Annotated in this window: 19 protein-coding genes; 10 read left to right on the top strand and 9 right to left on the bottom strand. The window is 73.2% G+C overall.

What is annotated here, in order from left to right; all coding sequences use genetic code 11:
• Window positions 1–61 precede the first annotated feature (61 nt).
• Window positions 62–1915, top strand: coding sequence for a dihydroxy-acid dehydratase (gene ilvD, locus NFU81_RS27310; RefSeq protein WP_251495157.1), 1854 nt, complete (start codon window positions 62–64; stop codon window positions 1913–1915).
• A gap of 91 nt (window positions 1916–2006) precedes the next feature.
• Here the strand turns inward: ilvD and NFU81_RS27315 are convergent, their stop codons facing one another.
• Entirely contained in the window at window positions 2007–2912 is a 906-nt protein-coding gene (locus NFU81_RS27315) for an SGNH/GDSL hydrolase family protein (RefSeq protein ID WP_251495160.1), read from the bottom strand.
• A gap of 265 nt (window positions 2913–3177) precedes the next feature.
• Here NFU81_RS27315 and NFU81_RS27320 point away from each other — a divergent pair, with 265 nt between their 5' ends.
• The 4 genes from NFU81_RS27320 to NFU81_RS27335 all read left to right on the top strand — a co-directional run bounded on the left by NFU81_RS27320 (window position 3178) and on the right by NFU81_RS27335 (window position 6507).
• Complete coding sequence (locus NFU81_RS27320) at window positions 3178–4299, top strand: hypothetical protein (RefSeq protein WP_251495162.1); 1122 nt, start codon at window positions 3178–3180, stop codon at window positions 4297–4299.
• Between the two features lie 99 nt (window positions 4300–4398).
• The gene (locus tag NFU81_RS41355) at window positions 4399–4806 is read left to right on the top strand and encodes an SSI family serine proteinase inhibitor (RefSeq protein ID WP_422665298.1); all 408 of its coding nucleotides are present in this window, start codon (window positions 4399–4401) and stop codon (window positions 4804–4806) included.
• Window positions 4807–4920: 114 nt separating this feature from the next.
• Window positions 4921–5181, top strand: a complete 261-nt coding sequence (locus NFU81_RS27330; protein WP_251495167.1) for a GlsB/YeaQ/YmgE family stress response membrane protein — start codon at window positions 4921–4923, stop codon at window positions 5179–5181.
• Window positions 5182–5259: 78 nt separating this feature from the next.
• A complete protein-coding gene (locus NFU81_RS27335; RefSeq protein ID WP_251495170.1) occupies window positions 5260–6507 on the top strand; it encodes a GNAT family N-acetyltransferase in 1248 nt (415 codons plus the stop codon).
• Window positions 6508–6516: 9 nt separating this feature from the next.
• Here the strand turns inward: NFU81_RS27335 and NFU81_RS27340 are convergent, their stop codons facing one another.
• Complete coding sequence (locus NFU81_RS27340; RefSeq protein ID WP_251495172.1) at window positions 6517–7137, bottom strand: Uma2 family endonuclease; 621 nt, start codon at window positions 7135–7137, stop codon at window positions 6517–6519.
• Window positions 7138–7467: 330 nt separating this feature from the next.
• On the opposite strand from NFU81_RS27340, the gene NFU81_RS27345 reads away from it, so the two are divergent.
• Complete coding sequence (locus tag NFU81_RS27345; RefSeq protein WP_251495239.1) at window positions 7468–7938, top strand: hypothetical protein; 471 nt, start codon at window positions 7468–7470, stop codon at window positions 7936–7938.
• Between the two features lie 36 nt (window positions 7939–7974).
• On the opposite strand, the gene NFU81_RS27350 is transcribed toward NFU81_RS27345, so the two are convergent.
• A complete protein-coding gene (locus NFU81_RS27350) occupies window positions 7975–8394 on the bottom strand; it encodes a PPOX class F420-dependent oxidoreductase (RefSeq protein WP_251495175.1) in 420 nt (139 codons plus the stop codon).
• 10 nt (window positions 8395–8404) lie between these two features.
• Entirely contained in the window at window positions 8405–9340 is a 936-nt protein-coding gene (locus tag NFU81_RS27355) for an SDR family NAD(P)-dependent oxidoreductase (RefSeq protein ID WP_251495177.1), read from the bottom strand.
• An 88-nt stretch (window positions 9341–9428) separates the two neighbouring features.
• Here NFU81_RS27355 and NFU81_RS27360 point away from each other — a divergent pair, with 88 nt between their 5' ends.
• Window positions 9429–10361 carry a helix-turn-helix domain-containing protein gene (locus NFU81_RS27360; RefSeq protein WP_422665299.1) on the top strand — a complete coding sequence of 311 codons (933 nt, stop codon included), beginning with the start codon at window positions 9429–9431 and terminating at the stop codon, window positions 10359–10361.
• 26 nt (window positions 10362–10387) lie between these two features.
• Here NFU81_RS27360 and NFU81_RS27365 read toward each other — a convergent pair whose 3' ends face one another.
• The 3 genes from NFU81_RS27365 to NFU81_RS27375 all read right to left on the bottom strand — a co-directional run bounded on the left by NFU81_RS27365 (window position 10388) and on the right by NFU81_RS27375 (window position 12818).
• On the bottom strand, window positions 10388–10855 hold the full coding sequence (locus NFU81_RS27365) for a hypothetical protein (protein WP_251495184.1): 468 nt from the start codon (window positions 10853–10855) through the stop codon (window positions 10388–10390).
• A 455-nt stretch (window positions 10856–11310) separates the two neighbouring features.
• On the bottom strand, window positions 11311–12216 hold the full coding sequence (locus tag NFU81_RS27370) for an SDR family oxidoreductase (protein WP_251495187.1): 906 nt from the start codon (window positions 12214–12216) through the stop codon (window positions 11311–11313).
• Window positions 12213–12818, bottom strand: a complete 606-nt coding sequence (locus tag NFU81_RS27375; protein ID WP_251495190.1) for a TetR/AcrR family transcriptional regulator — start codon at window positions 12816–12818, stop codon at window positions 12213–12215. The genes NFU81_RS27370 and NFU81_RS27375 overlap by 4 nt, the downstream gene beginning before the upstream one ends.
• A gap of 136 nt (window positions 12819–12954) precedes the next feature.
• Here NFU81_RS27375 and NFU81_RS27380 point away from each other — a divergent pair, with 136 nt between their 5' ends.
• From NFU81_RS27380 to proC, 3 genes are all read left to right on the top strand, one after another.
• Window positions 12955–13752 (top strand): ABC transporter ATP-binding protein, encoded by a 798-nt coding sequence (locus tag NFU81_RS27380; RefSeq protein ID WP_251495193.1) that lies wholly within the window; start codon window positions 12955–12957, stop codon window positions 13750–13752.
• The gene (locus tag NFU81_RS27385; RefSeq protein WP_251495196.1) at window positions 13749–14486 is read left to right on the top strand and encodes an ABC transporter permease; all 738 of its coding nucleotides are present in this window, start codon (window positions 13749–13751) and stop codon (window positions 14484–14486) included. Before NFU81_RS27380 ends, NFU81_RS27385 begins: the two co-directional genes overlap by 4 nt.
• Before the next feature lie 72 nt (window positions 14487–14558).
• The gene (gene proC / locus NFU81_RS27390; protein ID WP_251495214.1) at window positions 14559–15368 is read left to right on the top strand and encodes a pyrroline-5-carboxylate reductase; all 810 of its coding nucleotides are present in this window, start codon (window positions 14559–14561) and stop codon (window positions 15366–15368) included.
• A 15-nt stretch (window positions 15369–15383) separates the two neighbouring features.
• On the opposite strand, the gene trpS is transcribed toward proC, so the two are convergent.
• Together trpS and NFU81_RS27400 are read right to left on the bottom strand one after the other, a co-directional pair.
• Entirely contained in the window at window positions 15384–16394 is a 1011-nt protein-coding gene (gene trpS / locus NFU81_RS27395; protein ID WP_251495217.1) for a tryptophan--tRNA ligase, read from the bottom strand.
• Window positions 16395–16826: 432 nt separating this feature from the next.
• Window positions 16827–17013: hypothetical protein (locus tag NFU81_RS27400; protein WP_251495220.1), on the bottom strand; the 187-nt coding region annotated here is incomplete at its 5' end.

Genomic DNA, 17013 nt, shown 5'->3' on the forward strand with positions numbered 1-17013 from the left:
ACGGCACGGCCGCGCAGCGCGGCCTTCGTACGAGCTGAGTGAAACCAAGGGAGTGGACACCGTGCCCGAGCTGAGGTCACGTACGGTCACCCACGGCCGCAACATGGCAGGCGCGCGTGCGCTGATGCGCGCGTCCGGCGTGGACAACGCCGACATCGGCAAGCCGATCGTCGCGGTCGCCAACAGCTTCACCGAGTTCGTACCCGGGCACACCCACCTCCAGCCGGTCGGCCGGATCGTCTCCGAGGCGATCAAGGCGGCGGGCGCGGTGCCGCGCGAGTTCAACACCATCGCGGTGGACGACGGCATCGCCATGGGCCACGGCGGCATGCTCTACTCCCTGCCGTCCCGCGACCTGATCGCGGACTCGGTCGAGTACATGGTGGAGGCGCACTGCGCCGACGCGCTGATCTGCATCTCCAACTGCGACAAGATCACCCCGGGCATGCTGATGGCCGCGCTGCGGCTGAACATCCCCACGGTCTTCGTCTCCGGCGGCCCCATGGAGGCCGGCCGCGCGACCCTGGTCGACGGCACGGTCCGCAAGCTCGACCTGATCAACGCCATCGCCGACGCCGTCAACGAGAACGTCTCGGACGCGGACATCCTCCGTATCGAGGAGAACGCCTGTCCGACCTGCGGGTCCTGTTCCGGGATGTTCACCGCGAACTCGATGAACTGCCTGACCGAGGCGATGGGCCTGGCCCTGCCCGGCAACGGCTCGGTGCTGGCCACGCACACCGCACGCAAGGCCCTCTACGAGGACGCCGGGCGTACGGTCGTCGAGCTGACCCGCCGCTACTACGAGCAGGACGACGCGAGCGTGCTGCCGCGCAACATCGCGACCCGGGCGGCGTTCGAGAACGCCATGGCCCTGGACATCGCGATGGGCGGCTCCACCAACACGATCCTGCACCTGCTGGCGGCCGCCCAGGAGGCCGAGCTGGACTACGGCCTGACCGACATCGACGCCGTCTCGCGCCGGGTGCCGTGCCTGGCCAAGGTCGCGCCGAACGTCGCGCCCGGCGGCACGTACTACATGGAGGACGTGCACCGGGCCGGCGGCATCCCGGCGATCCTCGGCGAGCTGTACCGCGGCGGGCTGCTGAACGAGGACGTGCACACCGTCCACTCGCGGTCCATCAAGGAGTGGCTGGAGACCTGGGACGTGCGCGGCGGCTCCCCGTCCGAGACGGCCGTCGAGCTGTGGCACGCGGCCCCCGGCTGCGTCCGCTCGGCGCAGGCCTTCTCGCAGTCCGAGCGGTGGGACACGCTGGACACCGACGCGGCGGGCGGCTGCATCCGCGACGTCGAGCACGCGTACTCCAAGGACGGCGGCCTGGCGGTGCTGCGCGGCAACCTCGCCGTGGACGGCGCGGTCGTGAAGACCGCGGGCGTCGACGAGTCCATCTGGACCTTCGAGGGTCCCGCGGTGGTGTGCGAGTCGCAGGACGAGGCCGTCGAGAAGATCCTCCGCAAGGAGATCGCCCCCGGCGACGTCATCGTGATCCGCTACGAGGGTCCGCGCGGCGGCCCCGGCATGCAGGAGATGCTCTACCCGACCTCGTACCTGAAGGGCCGGGGCCTGGGGAAGTCCTGCGCGCTGATCACCGACGGCCGCTTCTCCGGCGGCACTTCGGGCCTGTCCATCGGCCACGCCTCGCCCGAGGCGGCCTCGGGCGGCACCATCGCCCTGGTCGAGGACGGCGACCGCATCCGGATCGACATCCCCGGGCGGTCCATGGAACTGCTGGTCTCCGACGAGGAGTTGGCGGCCCGCCGGGAGGCGCTCGGCGGTGTCTACGCCCCGCGCGGCCGCGAGCGCAAGGTCTCGACGGCGCTGCGGGCGTACGCCGCGATGGCGACCAGTGCGGACCGCGGTGCGGTGCGCGACATCTCCAAGCTCGAAGGCTGAGCGGCCGGTTGCGGCATCGAGCCGCCCCGGGGGGTCTCCCCGGGGCGGCTCTTTCCTGTGGGGGGCTCTGTGTGTGGCCCTGCGGGGGGCCTCAGCCGAGGCCGAGGACGGCCGCGGTCCGGTCGGCGAGCTTGGACTCGCCGAGCGCGTTGGGGTGCACGGGGACGAAGTTGGTGCCGAACAGGATCGGCTCGATCCACCGGGTGCCGATCGGCCGGCAGGCGTCGTGGCCCTCCGAGACACCCGAGACGTCGACGTAGGTGGCGCCGGTGTCGGCGGCAGCGCGCTGCACCGCCGCGTTCAGGTGGGTCTGCAGGTCCCGCAGGTAGGGCACGTCGCCCGAGGCGATCGGCAGCTTGGCGAAGCAGCCGGGGACCGCGGCGGCCGGCACGATCCAGGGGTAACCGAGGATCGCCACCCGGGCGTTGGGCGCCTTGGCGCGTACGTCCGCGAGCGCCGACTTCAGCGCCTGGTAGGTGCCGGTGTCGACCTGGTCGGTGAAGGTGCTGCCGTACAGGCTCTTGCAGGGGTGCCCGAAGCCGAGGGTCGCCACGCCCGCGGAGCCGCAGGCGAGGATCGCGTCGATGAAGGTGCTGTTGTCGTTGCCGCCGATCGTCATCGTGACCAGGCCCGTGCTGCTGCTCAGGGCGTCCGTCTGGGGTGCCACGCCCGGGTACTGGGACCCGGCGAAGTCCTTGGTCTGGGCGCCGCCGCAGGTGACGTCCTTGAGGGCGAGGCCGGCGCGGGCGGCGAGGACGTGCGGGTAGTTCGCGGTGGACCGCACGCACAGCAGCGAGGCGGCCGGGTCGAGCGGCAGGATGCCCGAGCCGGCGCTGTAGCTGTCGCCCATCGCCACGTAAGTCTGCGCCGCCTGGGGTGACGTCTGCGGTGACGTCTGGGCTGACGCCTGCGCGGCGGGGGCGCCCAGGCCGAGGACGGCCAGGGTGCCGGCGGCCAGGGCGGCGGTCACGCCCCGGGCGAGGATGCGCATCGACATGCTGTCTCCTTTGACGCTGCCATGACACACGGGGATTTGGTGCGGGTATCGGATGAGATCGGATGAAGTCGCTGCTGCTCCGCAGAAGTTACTGACTGGTCAGTCGGTGGTCAATGCTCCGCGCACGTGTCGGACGCCCGCCGTTCACTTCTTCACCGTTTCGCCGCACGCAGGTCCCGTCCTCGCACCGGACGGCGTACGGCCCCGACCACCGGGTCCGCGCCCGCGCATCCTGGAATCCGGGCGTCAACGAGGGGGCGGGGCAGTGGAGTTCACGATCAGAGGGCGGCTGCGGCGACGGGCCGCCGGGCTGCTGTGCACCGCGGGGGCCGGTGTCGCCGGGCTCGCCGGGTGGACGGCGGTGCGCGGGATGCCGTCCGGCCTCGCAGGGCCGCTGTGCGTCCTCGGGATCGCGGCGCTGTGCGCCGTCCGCGGCGCGGCGGACCTGCGGCGGTCGCGCAGGCCCTTCCGGCTGCGCGTCGACGGTTTCGGACTGACCCTGCACGACGCCGAGTTGAGCTGGGAGCAGGTCGACGCGGTCGCGCTGGAGTACCGGGACTCCGGCGGGGACTCCGGTCCTGCCGAGCCGCGGCTCGTGCTCTGGACGGCGCCGGGTGTGAAGCTGCCGCGTGCGGCCGACCGCGGGTACGACGCGTGGTTTGCCGCGGCGCTCGGGGTGCTGCGGGAGGAGCGGGTCCGCTACACCCTGCTCGACACCGCCGACCTCGACCAGCCGCTCTCCGCGCTGGGCGCCGCCCTCGCCGAACACGGCGGTGCGCACTTCGAGACGGCGCCGCGCTCGGTCCGCACACCGACCCCGGTCAGCGTCGCAGGCCCCGAGCAGCGGTCGCCCGCGCACCCGGGCCAGGTCTTCACCGCGCCCGGGCGGCCGCTGCCGTGGGTGTGCCTCCTCGTCGTCGCCCTGGCCTGCACCGAGCCGCTGGCCGGTCTCCTCGCCGGGCAGCCCTGGCCCGCGCCGATCGGGCTGCTCGGCCCGGACTTCGCGGTGGCCGCGGCCGCGTGGTGGGCCGTGCTTCGGCTGTACGGCCGCTGGCGGCGCCCGCGCCGCCTGCGGGTCGGCCCCGAAGGCCTCGCCGTCCGGGTGTCCCCCGGCGGCCCGGAAGTCCGCTTCGGCTGGCCCCAGGTGGCCGCGCTCACGGTCGGCCCGCACCCCGCGACGCCCGACGCCCACACCTGGCTCACCGTCTGGCCCCTCCCGGGCACGTACGTGCCCCCGGAGGCGGCCCGCCATCTCGTCGACGGCCACCAGGCCTGCCCCCTCGCCCCTCTCGACCGCCTCCCCGGCGGCCCGGACGCCCTCCTCCCGGCCATCCGCACCTTCGCCGGCGAACGCCTCTCCCTTCCGGGGCCGGCCACCTCCCACTGACCCCGTGGCCCGCAGCCAGGGGCAACCCATGATGGAGCGTCACCTTTTCGAGGGGCGCGCGGGCGTGCCGCCCGCACTCGTGCCCGCGCGGGCGCTGGAGTGGGTGTCACGAGAACGTCGTTCTGGCCGTCGCGGCAGTGGCCCTGCTCGCGGCGGCGCCTCCGACGGCGCCTCCGACGGCCCCGATCCCGGCCCCGATCCCGGCCCCGGGCCGCCCCGGGTGACGGCCTGGTCCTGACGGCCGCCGCCCGCAGGGCGACCCTGTCCTGCGACCAGGTGCCGCGCGGCACCCACCCCCTCGCGCTTCCGGCCTGTACCGCCCTCTCCGCCGCCGGCGGCGACTTCGACGCCCTGCCCGGCCAACCCGGCGTCTGCCGCGACCCGTACGCCGCGATCACCGTCACCGCCCGGGGCGAGTTCCGCGGCCACCCCGTCGACTGGCGGAAGAAGTTCGTCAACCGCTGCATCCTCCGTGCCGCCACCGGCGCGGTCTTCGCCTTCGCATGAGGAGGCCGTACGCGTAGCCGTCGCCGGGCGTGCTTGGGGCGTGCTTGGGGCGGGCCGGGGAAAGCGGACCGGCAGGCCCCGAGATCCGGGGTGGAGAAAGGGAGGTGGGCAGGCATGTCATTCCTGTGGGCGATAATCGCCGGCCTGATCATCGGAGTGCTGGCCAGAATCGTGCTGCCCGGGAGGCAGCCCATTCCGCTGTGGCTGACGATCCTGCTGGGCGCGATCGGCGGGCTGCTGGGCAACGGCATGGCCTCGGCGTTCGGGGTCGCGGACACCAACGGGGTCGACTGGATCCGGCACGCCCTGCAGATCGGCGTGGCAGCGGTGCTGATCGCGCTGGTCACCCCGGCGTGGAGCAGGCGCCGCAGCTGAGCGGGACGCCGCCCGGAACGCGGACGCCGCCCGGAACCCTGCGTCCCGCACGGGGCGCAGGGACGTAGGGTGCGTTCCATGAGCAGGCATATAACTTTCCAGCGGCTGCACAATTTCCGCGACCTCGGCGGCTATCCGACCGCCGACGGCCAGGTCGTCCGGTGGGGTCGGCTCTACCGCTCCGACTCGCTGGGCAAGCTCGCCGGCGCCGACTGGGACCGCTTCCTCGGCCTCGGCGTCAGCGCGGTCATCGACCTGCGCTACCCCTGGGAGATCGACGCCAAGGGCCGGGTGCCCGAGCACCCGGCGCTCGCGTACCACAACCTCAGCATCGAGCACCGCCCGTACGACCAGCCCTCGCTCGGCCCGGAGGTGGAGACCGGCCCGTTCCTGGCCGAGCGCTTCATGGAGGTCGCCGAGGACGGCGTCAAGGAACTGCGCGCGGCCCTGGACGTCATCGCCGCACCGGACGCCGGCCCCGTCGTCTTCCACTGCGCCTCGGGCAAGGACCGCACCGGCCAACTCGCCGCCCTGGTCCTGGCGTTGCTGGGCGTACCGGACGACGTCATCGTCGAGGACTTCACCCTCACGGAGCTGGCCACGGAGCGGCTGCTCGCCGACTGGAGCGCCGAGCACGGCGGCGCCTCCCCGCGCTGGCCGGGGTACGGCCGCGCGCCCGCCGAGGTGATGCGGCTCTTCCTCGCCGCGATGACGCAGACCTACGGCTCCCTGCAGGCCTACGCGGCCGAGCAGCTGGGCGTCGACGCCGAGCAGGTCGCCGCCCTGCGCCGCAACCTGCTGGAACCCGCGCTCGCCTTCCGCCGCGCGGACGAGGCCGACCTGCCGGTGCTGGTCGGGCTGCGCGACGCGGCCGCCCGCTGGCAGCTCGCCCGCGGAATCGACCAGTGGCACCCGGGCGAACTGGGCGAGGACCACTTCCGCGCCCGGCTCGCCGACGGCGAGGTCTGGATCGCCACACTCGGCCCCGGCGGCCCGGTCGCCGGCGCCTGGGAGCTGTGGTGGCAGGACCCGGCGGCCTGGGGCACGAGGGAAGGCGCCGCCGGCTACGTCCACCGCCTGATGACCGCCCGCGACACCGCCCCGCCCGGCACCGGCCGCCGCCTGCTCGCGCAGGCCGAACGCCGCATCGCCGAGGCGGGCCTGCCCCTGTGCCGCCTCGACTGCCTCGCCGACAACGCGGCCCTGCGCGCGTACTACCAGGCAGCCGGCTACGAGGTCGTCGGCGAACAGTCCGCGAAATCCGGTGCCAGAAAGGCGACTTACGCCGTCACGCTGCTGGAGAAGCGCCTCACCCCGCAGCTGTGACCGGCCTTTTCAGAGGTGGTCGATCCCGGTGAGGTCGATGTCGATCGCAAAGGGGACGGACAGCTTGAGCAGGTCCCGGTGGATGCCGGTGATTGCGTACTGCTTGCTTGTCAGGCCCAGTTCGTAGACATAGACCACGGGATGGTCCCTCTCGCCGCCCATCTCGACCCGCCAGTAGTGAGGAATACCAGCGGCGGCGTACTTGTGCGGCTTGGTGTCCCGGTCGCGGGATTCCGACTCGGGTGAGACCACCTCGACGGCAAGGGCGACGTCCGCAGCTTCGTAGCGCGTCTGGCGCTGGTCGGCGTCGGCTTCGGCATCGACGACGATCAGGTCGGGTTCGGGAACGGTCTGCGAGCTGAGCACCACGGCCATCTCCCTCCGCACGCGCAGATGCTCGGGGATGGTGCTGCGCAGGCCATAAACCAGGAGATCGATGGCCAGGCTGTGGAATTTCCGCTGCGGACTCGCGAAGACAAGGCTCCCGTCGATCAGTTGCGTGTGCGGCGGGAGGTCGAGTTCGTAGAGGTGGTCGAGCGTGTAGCCGTCCAGTGGCGGAATCGGCCATGCGGAGCCGTCCGGCTGTCGGGGTTCCGACGACTCGGTGCCCTGCGTGGCCTCGGCGATCATGGTTCCTCCCATGGGCGGGATTCTGGCCGTTCCCACAAGCCTATCCACGGCATATGCCAGCTTCACCACCCTTTCGGGTGACGTACTCCCGTGCGTCTGCATGTGCGCCCTCGCCTACGCGGCGACGAGGCCGTCGCGTAGGCCGTCACTGCCAGACGGGTGCTCTCCGTGGGGAGGGTGGACGTCCCTCAGGAGCGCGGGGAACTTCCGCGGCCGGGCGATCGGGGAAAGAAGGCGCCCGTTCCAGGGCGTGGCGGCCGCCGCCGGGGTGCGGGGGAGGAGTCGGGGCAAACCGTCGGAGGCGGGGGGCATACTTGCGGGGTGAGTGAGATGACGAAGACCCGGCCGCAGGCCGGACCCGTGCCGGAGGAGATCCGGTGGTTCGGCACCACCTGGGTGGACCACGACGGCGGGTACGCCTGGCGCAGGGCCGCCGCGGCGGCCGGCTCCCTGCTGGCCGCGGCAGCCGGCGCTTTCGTGCTGCGGCTCGGCTTCCAGGGCCTCGCCGACGCCAAGATCGGCAGCTTCGTCACCGCCATCGCCTTCGTCGGCTTCGCCGTGTGCAGCGTCCTGGCCTTCCAGCGCACGTGGAAGGGCTTCTCCACCCGCCGCCCGGCCGGCGGCGGCGCCGCGGGGGACAACCAGAGCCTCTACGCCATCGGCTTCATCGGCGCCCTGCTCGCGTACTTCGTGCGCTCCCTCAGCGAAGCCCCCGGCGAGGCACTGCACCGCAGCGAGTACGAAGCGGCCCTCGCCCGCCAGGCGACAGCCCGCCCCAAGGGCAAGAAGCGCAAGCGCTGACACCCGCCGGCGCCGGAACCGGCGCCCGAACCGGCGTCAGAAGGTGACGGCCACCGCGACCTGCGTCGGCCGCGCGCTCCTGCCCACCACCTTGCGCGCCACATCCGTCAGCCTGACCATCAGGTACTTGCGGGCCAGCAGCCGCCGCGCGGCGACCTTCCCGGCGTCGTCCAGCACGCGCGCGGTCCCCTCGTACGCGGCCGCGCCCGGGGCGATCTGACCGCGGACGTTGCACACCGCGACCTGGACGCGCGGGTCGTTCCCGATCCGCTTGACCTTCCCGGTGCCGGCCCCGGTCCAGAAGACCAGCTCGCGCTCGGAGAGGGCGTACCAGACCGGCGTGGGCACACCCGTGCCGTTGCGCCGGTAGGTGGTGACGCTCACGTACTTCCCGCGCCGCAGAGCGTGCAGGGCGTCTGCCGGGTCCGGTGCGTCCGAGCCTGTGGTCGAGGTCACCCGACCGATGCTAGAGGAGGGCGAGCGCCGTGTCCCACAAGCGCTCGGCATTGCCGGGGTCGAGGGCGAAGGGCGCCACGCCGCCGCCGAAGAGCGGGGGTGCCTCGTCGAGGAGGGCGGCCTCCTCGCCGTGCTCGAAGTAGCGGCCGCCGACGCCTTCGAGCAGAGGGGACGCGGCGAGCAGTACGGGCGTCGCGGCGCCCTGAGCCGCGGTCTTGCGGCGCTCGGGCGGGGTGCGCAGGCCGCCGGTGTGCCGCTGGAGGTTGGTGGCGATGGCACCGGGGTTCACCGCGTTGGCCAGGATGCCGTCGCCGGCCCACCGCCGGGTCGCCTCGACGGCGAGCAGTACGTCGGCGGTCTTGGACTCCCCGTAGGCGCCGAGCGGCTGGTAGGGCCGGAAGCGGAAGTCCAGGTCGTCGAAGACGACCGGCGCGTACAGGTGCGCGTTGGAGCTGAGCGACACCACCCGGGCGCCCCCGGCGCGGGCGAGCGCCCGGTGCAGGGCGGTGGTGAGGGCGAAGTGCCCGAGGAAGTTGACGGCGAACTGCAGCTCGCGGCCCTGCGGGGTGCGGGTGAGCTCGGGCGGCGCCATGATCCCCGCGTTGTTGACCAGCATGTGCAGCGGGCCGTCCCAGCCGGCCGCGAAGTCGCGGACCGAGCCGAGGTCGGCGAGGTCGAGCCGGTTCGCCGTGACCCGCGCGTTTCCGGTGGACTCGCGGATCGCGTCGGCCGCGCGGCGCCCCGCGTCCGCGTCCCGGACGCCGAGGACGACCTCGGCGCCCGCCCCGGCCAGCGCCCGGGCGGTCTCGGCGCCGAGACCGGAGGTGGCGCCGGTGACCAGGGCGCGGCGCCCGCCGAGGTCGAGGCCCGCGAGCACCTCGCCGGTGGTGGCGGAGAAGCCGAACGGTGTGGTCAGCCGCGTCTTCGAAGGAGTGAGTGCGTTCATACCGCCGAGGATGCGCGCGCCGGTCACGGGGAGTAAGACCCCGCTGACACCGGTACCCGCAGGGACAGGCTGCGCGCGGCGCGCGGCAATGTACCGGGCTTACCGTGGAACGGTGGCTACCGGAAGCAAGCTGGGCGACTACCTCCGCGCCCGCCGTGAGCGCATCCGGCCCGCCGACGTCGGGCTCCCCGAGGGCGGCAGGCGCCGGGTGCCGGGGCTGCGCCGGGAGGAGGTCGCCCTGCTCGCGGGCATCAGCGTGGAGTACTACCTGCGCCTCGAACAGGGCCGCGACCAGCACCCCTCGCACCAGGTGCTGGCCAGCATCGCCCGCGCCCTGCAGCTCGACACCGACGCCGAGCGCTACCTGACCGAGCTGGCCGCGGCCCCGCCCGCGGGCGCCGCCCGGCGCAAGGCGGCCAGGCCGGAACGCGTCAGCCCCGACGTGCAGGCGCTGATCGACAACTGGACCACCACCCCCGCCCTGGTCCACGGCCGCTACATGACGACGCTGGCCGCCAACGCCATGGCCGTCGCCCTGAGCCCCTTCTTCGCGCCGGGCGTGAACACGCTGCGTGCGGCGTTCCTCGAACCGGCGATGCGCGACTTCTACCGCGACTGGGACGCCATGACGGCCAAGACCGTCGCCTACCTGCGCTCGGTCATCGGCGCAGCCGACGACCCCCGCCTCGCCGAGCTGGTCGGCGAGCTGAGCCTGCGCAGCGACCGCTTCCGCACGCTGTGGGGCCGGCAGGACGTGCGCCAGAAGACCAGCGGCGTCACGCTGCTCCAGCACCCGCAGGTCGGCCCGCTGGACCTGCACTACGAGAAGCTGGCGCTGCCCTCCGCCCCCGGCCAGATGCTGGTCACCTACCACGCCGAGCCGGGCTCGCCCTCGTACGAACGCCTCCAGCTGCTGGCCCACCTGGCGCCGGAGGCGGTGCACATTGCCACGGGCCGGCACATTGCCGGGCCTTCGCCCGGCGCCGGGGACCGTCCCGCTGCCGCCCCACCGCGGCGGTAGCCGCTCCCGCTCCTTGCGGGACGCGGCTACTTGCGCGAGGCGCCGATCGCGCCGACCCCGCCCACCACGGCCGCGACCACGGCGCCGTGCCACAGCCCGGTCCATATGGTGCTGAAGAAGCCCTGGCTGGTCAGCACCTGGCGGATCACCAGGTCGCTGAGGAACATCAGCCCGGCCGGCACCGCCGCCACCTGCCACGGGTGTGCGCGCGCCCAGCGCCGCAGGCGCCGGTCGCGGCCCGCGCCGCGCGAGGAGTAGCCGAGCACCGCGCCGGAGCCGCCGACGCAGAAGAAGAGCAGGGCCGCGATCGAGAGCGCCCCCGACAGGATGCCGAGGCCGAAGTGCCCGTGCACCAGGTGCAGTGCGAGCGAGACGCCCCCGCCGAGCGCGCCGACGGCGGCCGCGGGCCGCCATGGGCCGAGGGTTGCGGACGCCACGGCCAGTTGCCGCTTCTCCGCGCTGGAAACAGCGATGTCACGGGATGAACGACTCATACCCCCACGGTCCCCCCGCGCCCGGGGTTTGGGCCATAGGGGATGACCCTGACGCACCCCCCATGCGCGGGGTGCCGCCCCTGGCACAGGGGTGCGCTTCCGCGGGGCGCGGCGTTGTGGGGGCGCCCCTTGTGCAGGGGGTGCGTTTCCGCGGGGCGTGGTGGCTGGGGGCATCCTTTTGGCATGGGAGTGCATGACAGGGGCGCGGGGAACTGCGTGCGCAACCGTCCCCCAGGGCTTCGCCTGGGGGCGCCCCCACCTCGCTTCGCTCGCAGGCCGGTGGTCCGGATGCGACAGCAACAGTCCCTTTCGGGCGGTGGCGGCCCGCGCGTGGTCGGTGGCCGGCCGCGCATTTCCTCGCGCCCCTGGGGTGGTGGCGGTTCTTCGCCATGCAGCGACCAGCCCCCACCGGCCGGTGGTCCGGCGCGGACCGATCACGACCCGCGCGCGGGGATTCAAAGAGCGCCGTGTTCCGACGCCAGGGAACGGGACCAGTACGCGGCCCAGTCCGGTCGCGTACCGTCCGCGTCGGTGAAGCCGTACTCCTCGTACAGGCTCCACGTGGCGAGCGCCTGCCCGGTCCTGGCGAGGACGTCGGGGTCCGCGGCGAGCGCGGCGACCGCCCGCCCGAGGTACGCCGGGCTCTCGGACTGCGCGAAGTGCGGATCCTTCGCGGCGCCGTCGCGCCAGTTCGCCTCGGTCACCCCGAAACCGTCGAGCATGGCCTCGGAGCGCAGGAAGCCGGGGGTCAGGGCGACGGCCGCGACCCCGTGCGGCTTGAGCTCCGCGGCCTGCGCCACCGCCAGCCTGATCACCGAGGACTTGGCGAGGTCGTAGAAGAAGGAGCCCCGGTAGCGCGCGGAGTTGCCGTCGGTGACCTCCACCACCAGGCCGCGCCCGCGCGCGACCAGCAGCGGGAGCGCGTAACGGCTGGTGATGACATGCGTGTCGACCGCCCGCCGCAGCAGCCGCAGGCCGCGGTCGAGGTCCTGCTCCCACAGCGGGTGCTCCCAGTCGGTGAGCGGGTCGCCGCCCCACACGCAGTTGACCAGGACGTCGAGCCGCCCGTCCTGCTCGGCGGCGATCCGCGCGACCAGCGCCCGCACGTCCTCGGGGCTGCTGTGGTCGGTGCGTACCGCGATGCCGCGGCCGCCGGCGGCCGTGACCATTTCCGCCGTCTCCTCGACGGTCTCGGGCCTGGCCAGGTCCGAGGGGCCGGTGGCGCGGCTGCTGCGCCCGGTCGCGTAGACGGTCGCGCCCGCAGCGCCCAGTTCGACGGCGATGCCCCGCCCGCCGCCCCGGGTGGCGCCGGCGACCAGCGCCACCGTGCCGGAAAGCCGCCGGTCCCCGTTCGCGGTCATACGTCCTCCCGTTGTCCGTCGGTGTGCGGCGCCAGGGCCGCCGCGATCTCCCGGCCGAGCCGTTGCGCGAGCGTGCCCTCGCGGTCCAGTGCCCAGGTCAGCCCCGCCCCCGCGACCATCGTCTGCACGGTCGCGGCCAGCGCGCCCGGGTCCGTACCGGCCCGCAGCTCACCGGTCGCGACCGCCTCGGCCAGCAGGTCGCGGTAGGCCGCGCCCTGCGCGCGGTGCACCGCGAGGGCGTGGGCGTGCAGTTCGGGGTCGGCGAGGTCGGCGCACAGGAAGGCCAGGTGGTTGGCGTACCGGTCGGGGGCGTCGAGGGCGCCCGTCGCCCGTACCGCCAGCGCGGTCAGCGCCGCGAGCGCCGAGCCGTGCTCGGCCCGTACCCGTGCCGCGAGTGCGCCGGTGTCGCGCGCGGACCGCTCGGCGAGCGCGAGCAGCAGCCCGCGCTTGGACCCGAAGCGCTGCACCACCGTGCCGGCCACGAGCCCGACCTCCGCCGCGACCGCGGCGAGCGTGAACCCGGCGGGTCCCTCCCGCCCGATCACCTCGACCGCCGCGCGCAGGATCACGTCGTCGTCGACACCGCGGGGGCGTCCGGCCATGGGTGTCCTCCCTGTCGGTGGCGGCGGGCGCGGACATCAGGCCTGGGCGCCGGAATTAATAAATGCTCGTTCATTTATTAAACCACGCCCCACCCGGGCCTTGACGCGGGCGCGCTCCAGGGTGTTTATTCATCGCATGATGAATAAACACCCGGAACCCGCCGTCGAGGCGGCCGGCCTCCGCGTCGTCCGGGGCGGCCGCACCGTTCTCGACGACCTCGCCTTCGCGATCCCGCGCGGCCGGATCACCGGCCTCCTCGGCCCCAGCGGCTGCGGAAAGTCCACCCTCATGCGGGCGCTCGCCGGCTCTCAGGCCCACGTCACCGGCACCCTCACCGTCCTCGGCCGCCCCGCCGGCCACCGCGACCTGCGGCCCCGGGTCGGCTACGTCACGCAGGCGCCCTCCGTCTACGCCGACCTCACCGCCCGGCAGAACCTGGACTACTACGCCGCCGTCCTCGGCATCCACCGGCGCGACCGCCCCGCCCAGGTCGACCGCGCCCTGCACGACGTCGACCTCGCCTCGCACGCCGACGCCCTGGCCGGCGCCATGTCCGGCGGCCAGCGCGGCCGGGTCTCGCTCGCCGTCGCCCTGCTCGGCGAGCCCGAACTCCTCGTGCTCGACGAGCCCACCGTCGGCCTGGACCCGGTGCTGCGCCGCGACCTGTGGCGGCTCTTCCACCGCCTGGCCGACGAGCGCGGCGCCACCGTCCTGGTCTCCTCGCACGTCATGGACGAGGCCGAACGCTGCCACCGCCTGCTGCTCCTGCGCGACGGCCGGCTGCTGGCCGACGACACCCCCGACGCCCTGCGCCGCAGCACGTCCAGCGACACCGTCGAGGAGGCCTTCCTCCACCTGGTCGACCAGGCCGACGCCGCCGATCCCCGCACCCCCGCCGACACGGCAGCCCCCACGGAGGCGACCCCGCGATGAACCCCGCCCGCACGCTCGCCACCGCACGCCGCGTCCTGCGCCAGCTCAGCCACGACCCGCGCACCATCGCCCTGATGCTGGTCGTGCCCTGCGTCCTGCTGACGCTGCTCAAGTACGTCTTCGACGCCAGCCCGCACACCTTCGACTCCGCCGGCGCGTCCCTGCTCGGGATCTTCCCGCTGGTCACGATGTTCCTGGTCACGTCCATCGCGACGCTGCGCGAACGCACCTCGGGCACCCTGGAACGCCTGCTGACCATGCCGCTGGGCAAAGCCGACCTGGTCGTCGGCTACGCCCTCGCCTTCGGCGCCGTCGCCGTCGTCCAGGCCGCACTCGCCACCGGGCTGACCTTCCTCGTCCTCGGCCTCGACGTCGCGGGCTCCGCCTGGCTGCTGCTGGTCGTCGCCCTCGCCGACGCCTTCCTGGGCACCGCGCTCGGCCTGTTCGTCAGCGCGTTCGCGGCCAGCGAGTTCCAGGCCGTGCAGTTCCTGCCCGCCGTCCTGCTGCCGCAACTGCTGCTCTGCGGCCTGTTCGTGCCGCGCGGCGACATGCAGCCGGTGCTGTCCGCGGTGTCCGACGTGCTGCCGATGTCGTACGCCGTCGACGGCATGAGCCAGGTCGTCCACCACAGCGGCGTCACCGGCGACTTCGTCCGCGACCTCGCCGTCGTCGCCGGATGCGCGCTGCTCGCCCTCGCCCTGGGCGCCGCCACCCTGCGCCGCCGTACGGCCTGAGCGGCGCACCCCGTCGTGACCGCGACGTGGACGCGCCCGCTGCCGGCGGCCCGCTCGCGGCATCATGGCCCCATGACCCAGCAGACAGTCGCCGTCCTCGGCACAGGAAAGATCGGCGAGGCCCTGCTCTCCGGCATGATCCGGGCCGGATGGGCACCCGCCGACCTCCTCGTCACCGCCCGCCGCAAGGACCGGGCCGACGAGCTGCGCGCCCGCTACGGCGTCGAACCCGTCGACAACGCCGAGGCGGCCGAGTCCGCCGACACCCTCATCCTGGCCGTCAAACCGCAGGACATGTCGGCCCTGCTGGACGAACTCGCCCCGCACGTCCCGGCCGACCGCCTGGTCATCAGCGCCGCCGCCGGCATCCCCACCGCCTTCTTCGAGGGCCGCCTCGCCGAGGGCACCCCGGTCGTCCGCGTCATGCCCAACACCCCGGTGCTGGTCGACGAGGGCATGTCGGTGATCTCGGCAGGACGCCACGCCGACGAGACCCACCTCGCCCGCACCGAGGCCATCTTCCAGCCGGTCGGCAAGACCCTGCGCGTCCCGGAGAAGCAGCAGGACGCCGCCACCGCGCTGTCCGGCTCGGGACCGGCGTACTTCTACTACCTGGTCGAGGCCATGACCGACGCCGGCATCCTGCTCGGCCTGCCCCGCTCCCAGGCCCACGACCTCATCGTGCAATCCGCGATCGGCGCCGCCGTGATGCTCCGAGACAGCGGCGAGCACCCGGTCAAGCTCCGCGAGGCCGTCACCTCACCTGCCGGTACGACGATCAGCGCCATCCGCGAGCTGGAGAACCACGGCGTCCGCGCGGCCCTGCTCGCGGCGCTGGAGGCCGCCCGCGACCGCAGCCGCGAGCTGGCCTCCGGCGCCTGAGCCGGCACCTCCTGCTCACGCCGGCGGCAGCAGCCCCATCGCCCGGTAGGCCGCGTCCACGGTCGGCCGGGCGATGGCCCGAGCCCGCGCCGCCCCCTCCCGCAGCACCCCGTCCATGTACCCGGGGTCCGCACTCAGCTCGGCGTGCCGCGCCCGCAACGGCCGCAGCAGCTCCACCACCGCGTCCGCCGTCTCCCGCTTCAGGGCACCGAAGCCGAGCCCGCCCGCGTCGTACGCCGCCGCCAGCGCCGCCGGCTCCTTGCCCGTGCAGGACGCCAGGATCTCCAGCAGGTTCGCCAGCCCCGGCCGCGCCTCCCGGTCGTAGGTGACCCCCGGCTCGCTGTCGGTCACCGCCCGCATGACCTTCTTGGCCACCACGTCCGGCTCGTCCAGCAGGTAGACGATCCCGGCGGTCGCCTCATGCGACTTCCCCATCTTCGAGGCCGGGTCCTGCAGGTCCATCACCCGCGCCGCCACCGCCGGCTGCGTCGCCCGCGGAATGACGAACGCCCCGCCGTACCGCTGGTTGAACCGCTCCGCCAGGTCCCGGGTCAGCTCCACGTGCTGCGTCTGGTCCTCACCGACCGGCACCTCGTCGGCCCCGTACGCCAGGATGTCCGCCGCCATCAGCACGGGGTACGTCAGCAGCGACAGCCGTACGCCCTGCCCCGAGGCCTGCGCGCGCGCCGACTTCTCCTTGTACTGGATCATCCGCCGCATCTCGCCGTCCGAGGCGACGCACTCCAGCAGGTACGACAGCCGCGCGTGCTCGTCCACGTGGCTCTGCACGAACACCGTGCACACCTGGGGATCGAGGCCCGCCGCCAGCATCAGGCTCGCCGCCTGCCGGCTCAGCCGGCGCACCCGCGCCGGGTCGTGCTCGACGGTCAGGGCGTGCAGGTCCACCACGCAGAAGAGTGACTCCGCCCGGTACTGGTCCTCCTCGGCCCACCGCCGCAGTGCACCCAGGTAGTTGCCGAGCGTCAGGTGCCCGGTGGGCTTGACCCCGCTGAAAATACGCGTCATCGCTGCCGTCTCCTCTGTCCCCCGGGTCGGGGGCTTCGTCGGGAGACCACCGCTCACCACGGCCGCGGAGAACGAGAACGGCCGCCAGAGCGGCGGCCGTGGGGTGCATACGTGAGAGAGGGCCGCCTCTAGGAGGCCCACCACTGGGTGCTGTGGCACGTATGCGACGTCATGGCAGCCAGACTAACGGGTGGCCCGCGCTTGTGAAGGTCCTCGCACGAAGTTGACACACATCGGCCAGGTGCGTAACGTACTCCGGGCTGTCCGACGTGAGCACCGATCTTGGTCGGTTCCCGGACGGCCATCCCGCAACGAACCTCCGTACGAACACGGCCTTGCGTCGTGTCTCGTCCGCTTGTGCGTTTTCGGAATGGGTGGAGGCAGAAGCTAAACCGGCCGATTTGAAACGGCCGACGAACTTCCGCTAAAGTCTCACTCGTCGGAACGGCCCAACGGCCGGAAAGACAAACCCCGCTGACTGGGGGTCAGGCACTGAAAAGAGTCTGATAGAGTCGGAAACACGAAGGGAAAGCCCGGAGGGGCCGGTGAAACGGTCTCGAAGGAAGCTTCCGTTCCTTGAGAACTCAACAGCGTGCCAAAAGTCAACGCCAGATATGTT

Source organism: Actinacidiphila cocklensis, assembly GCF_907177275.1.
GTDB classification, from domain to species: Bacteria; Actinomycetota; Actinomycetes; order Streptomycetales; family Streptomycetaceae; genus Actinacidiphila; species Actinacidiphila cocklensis.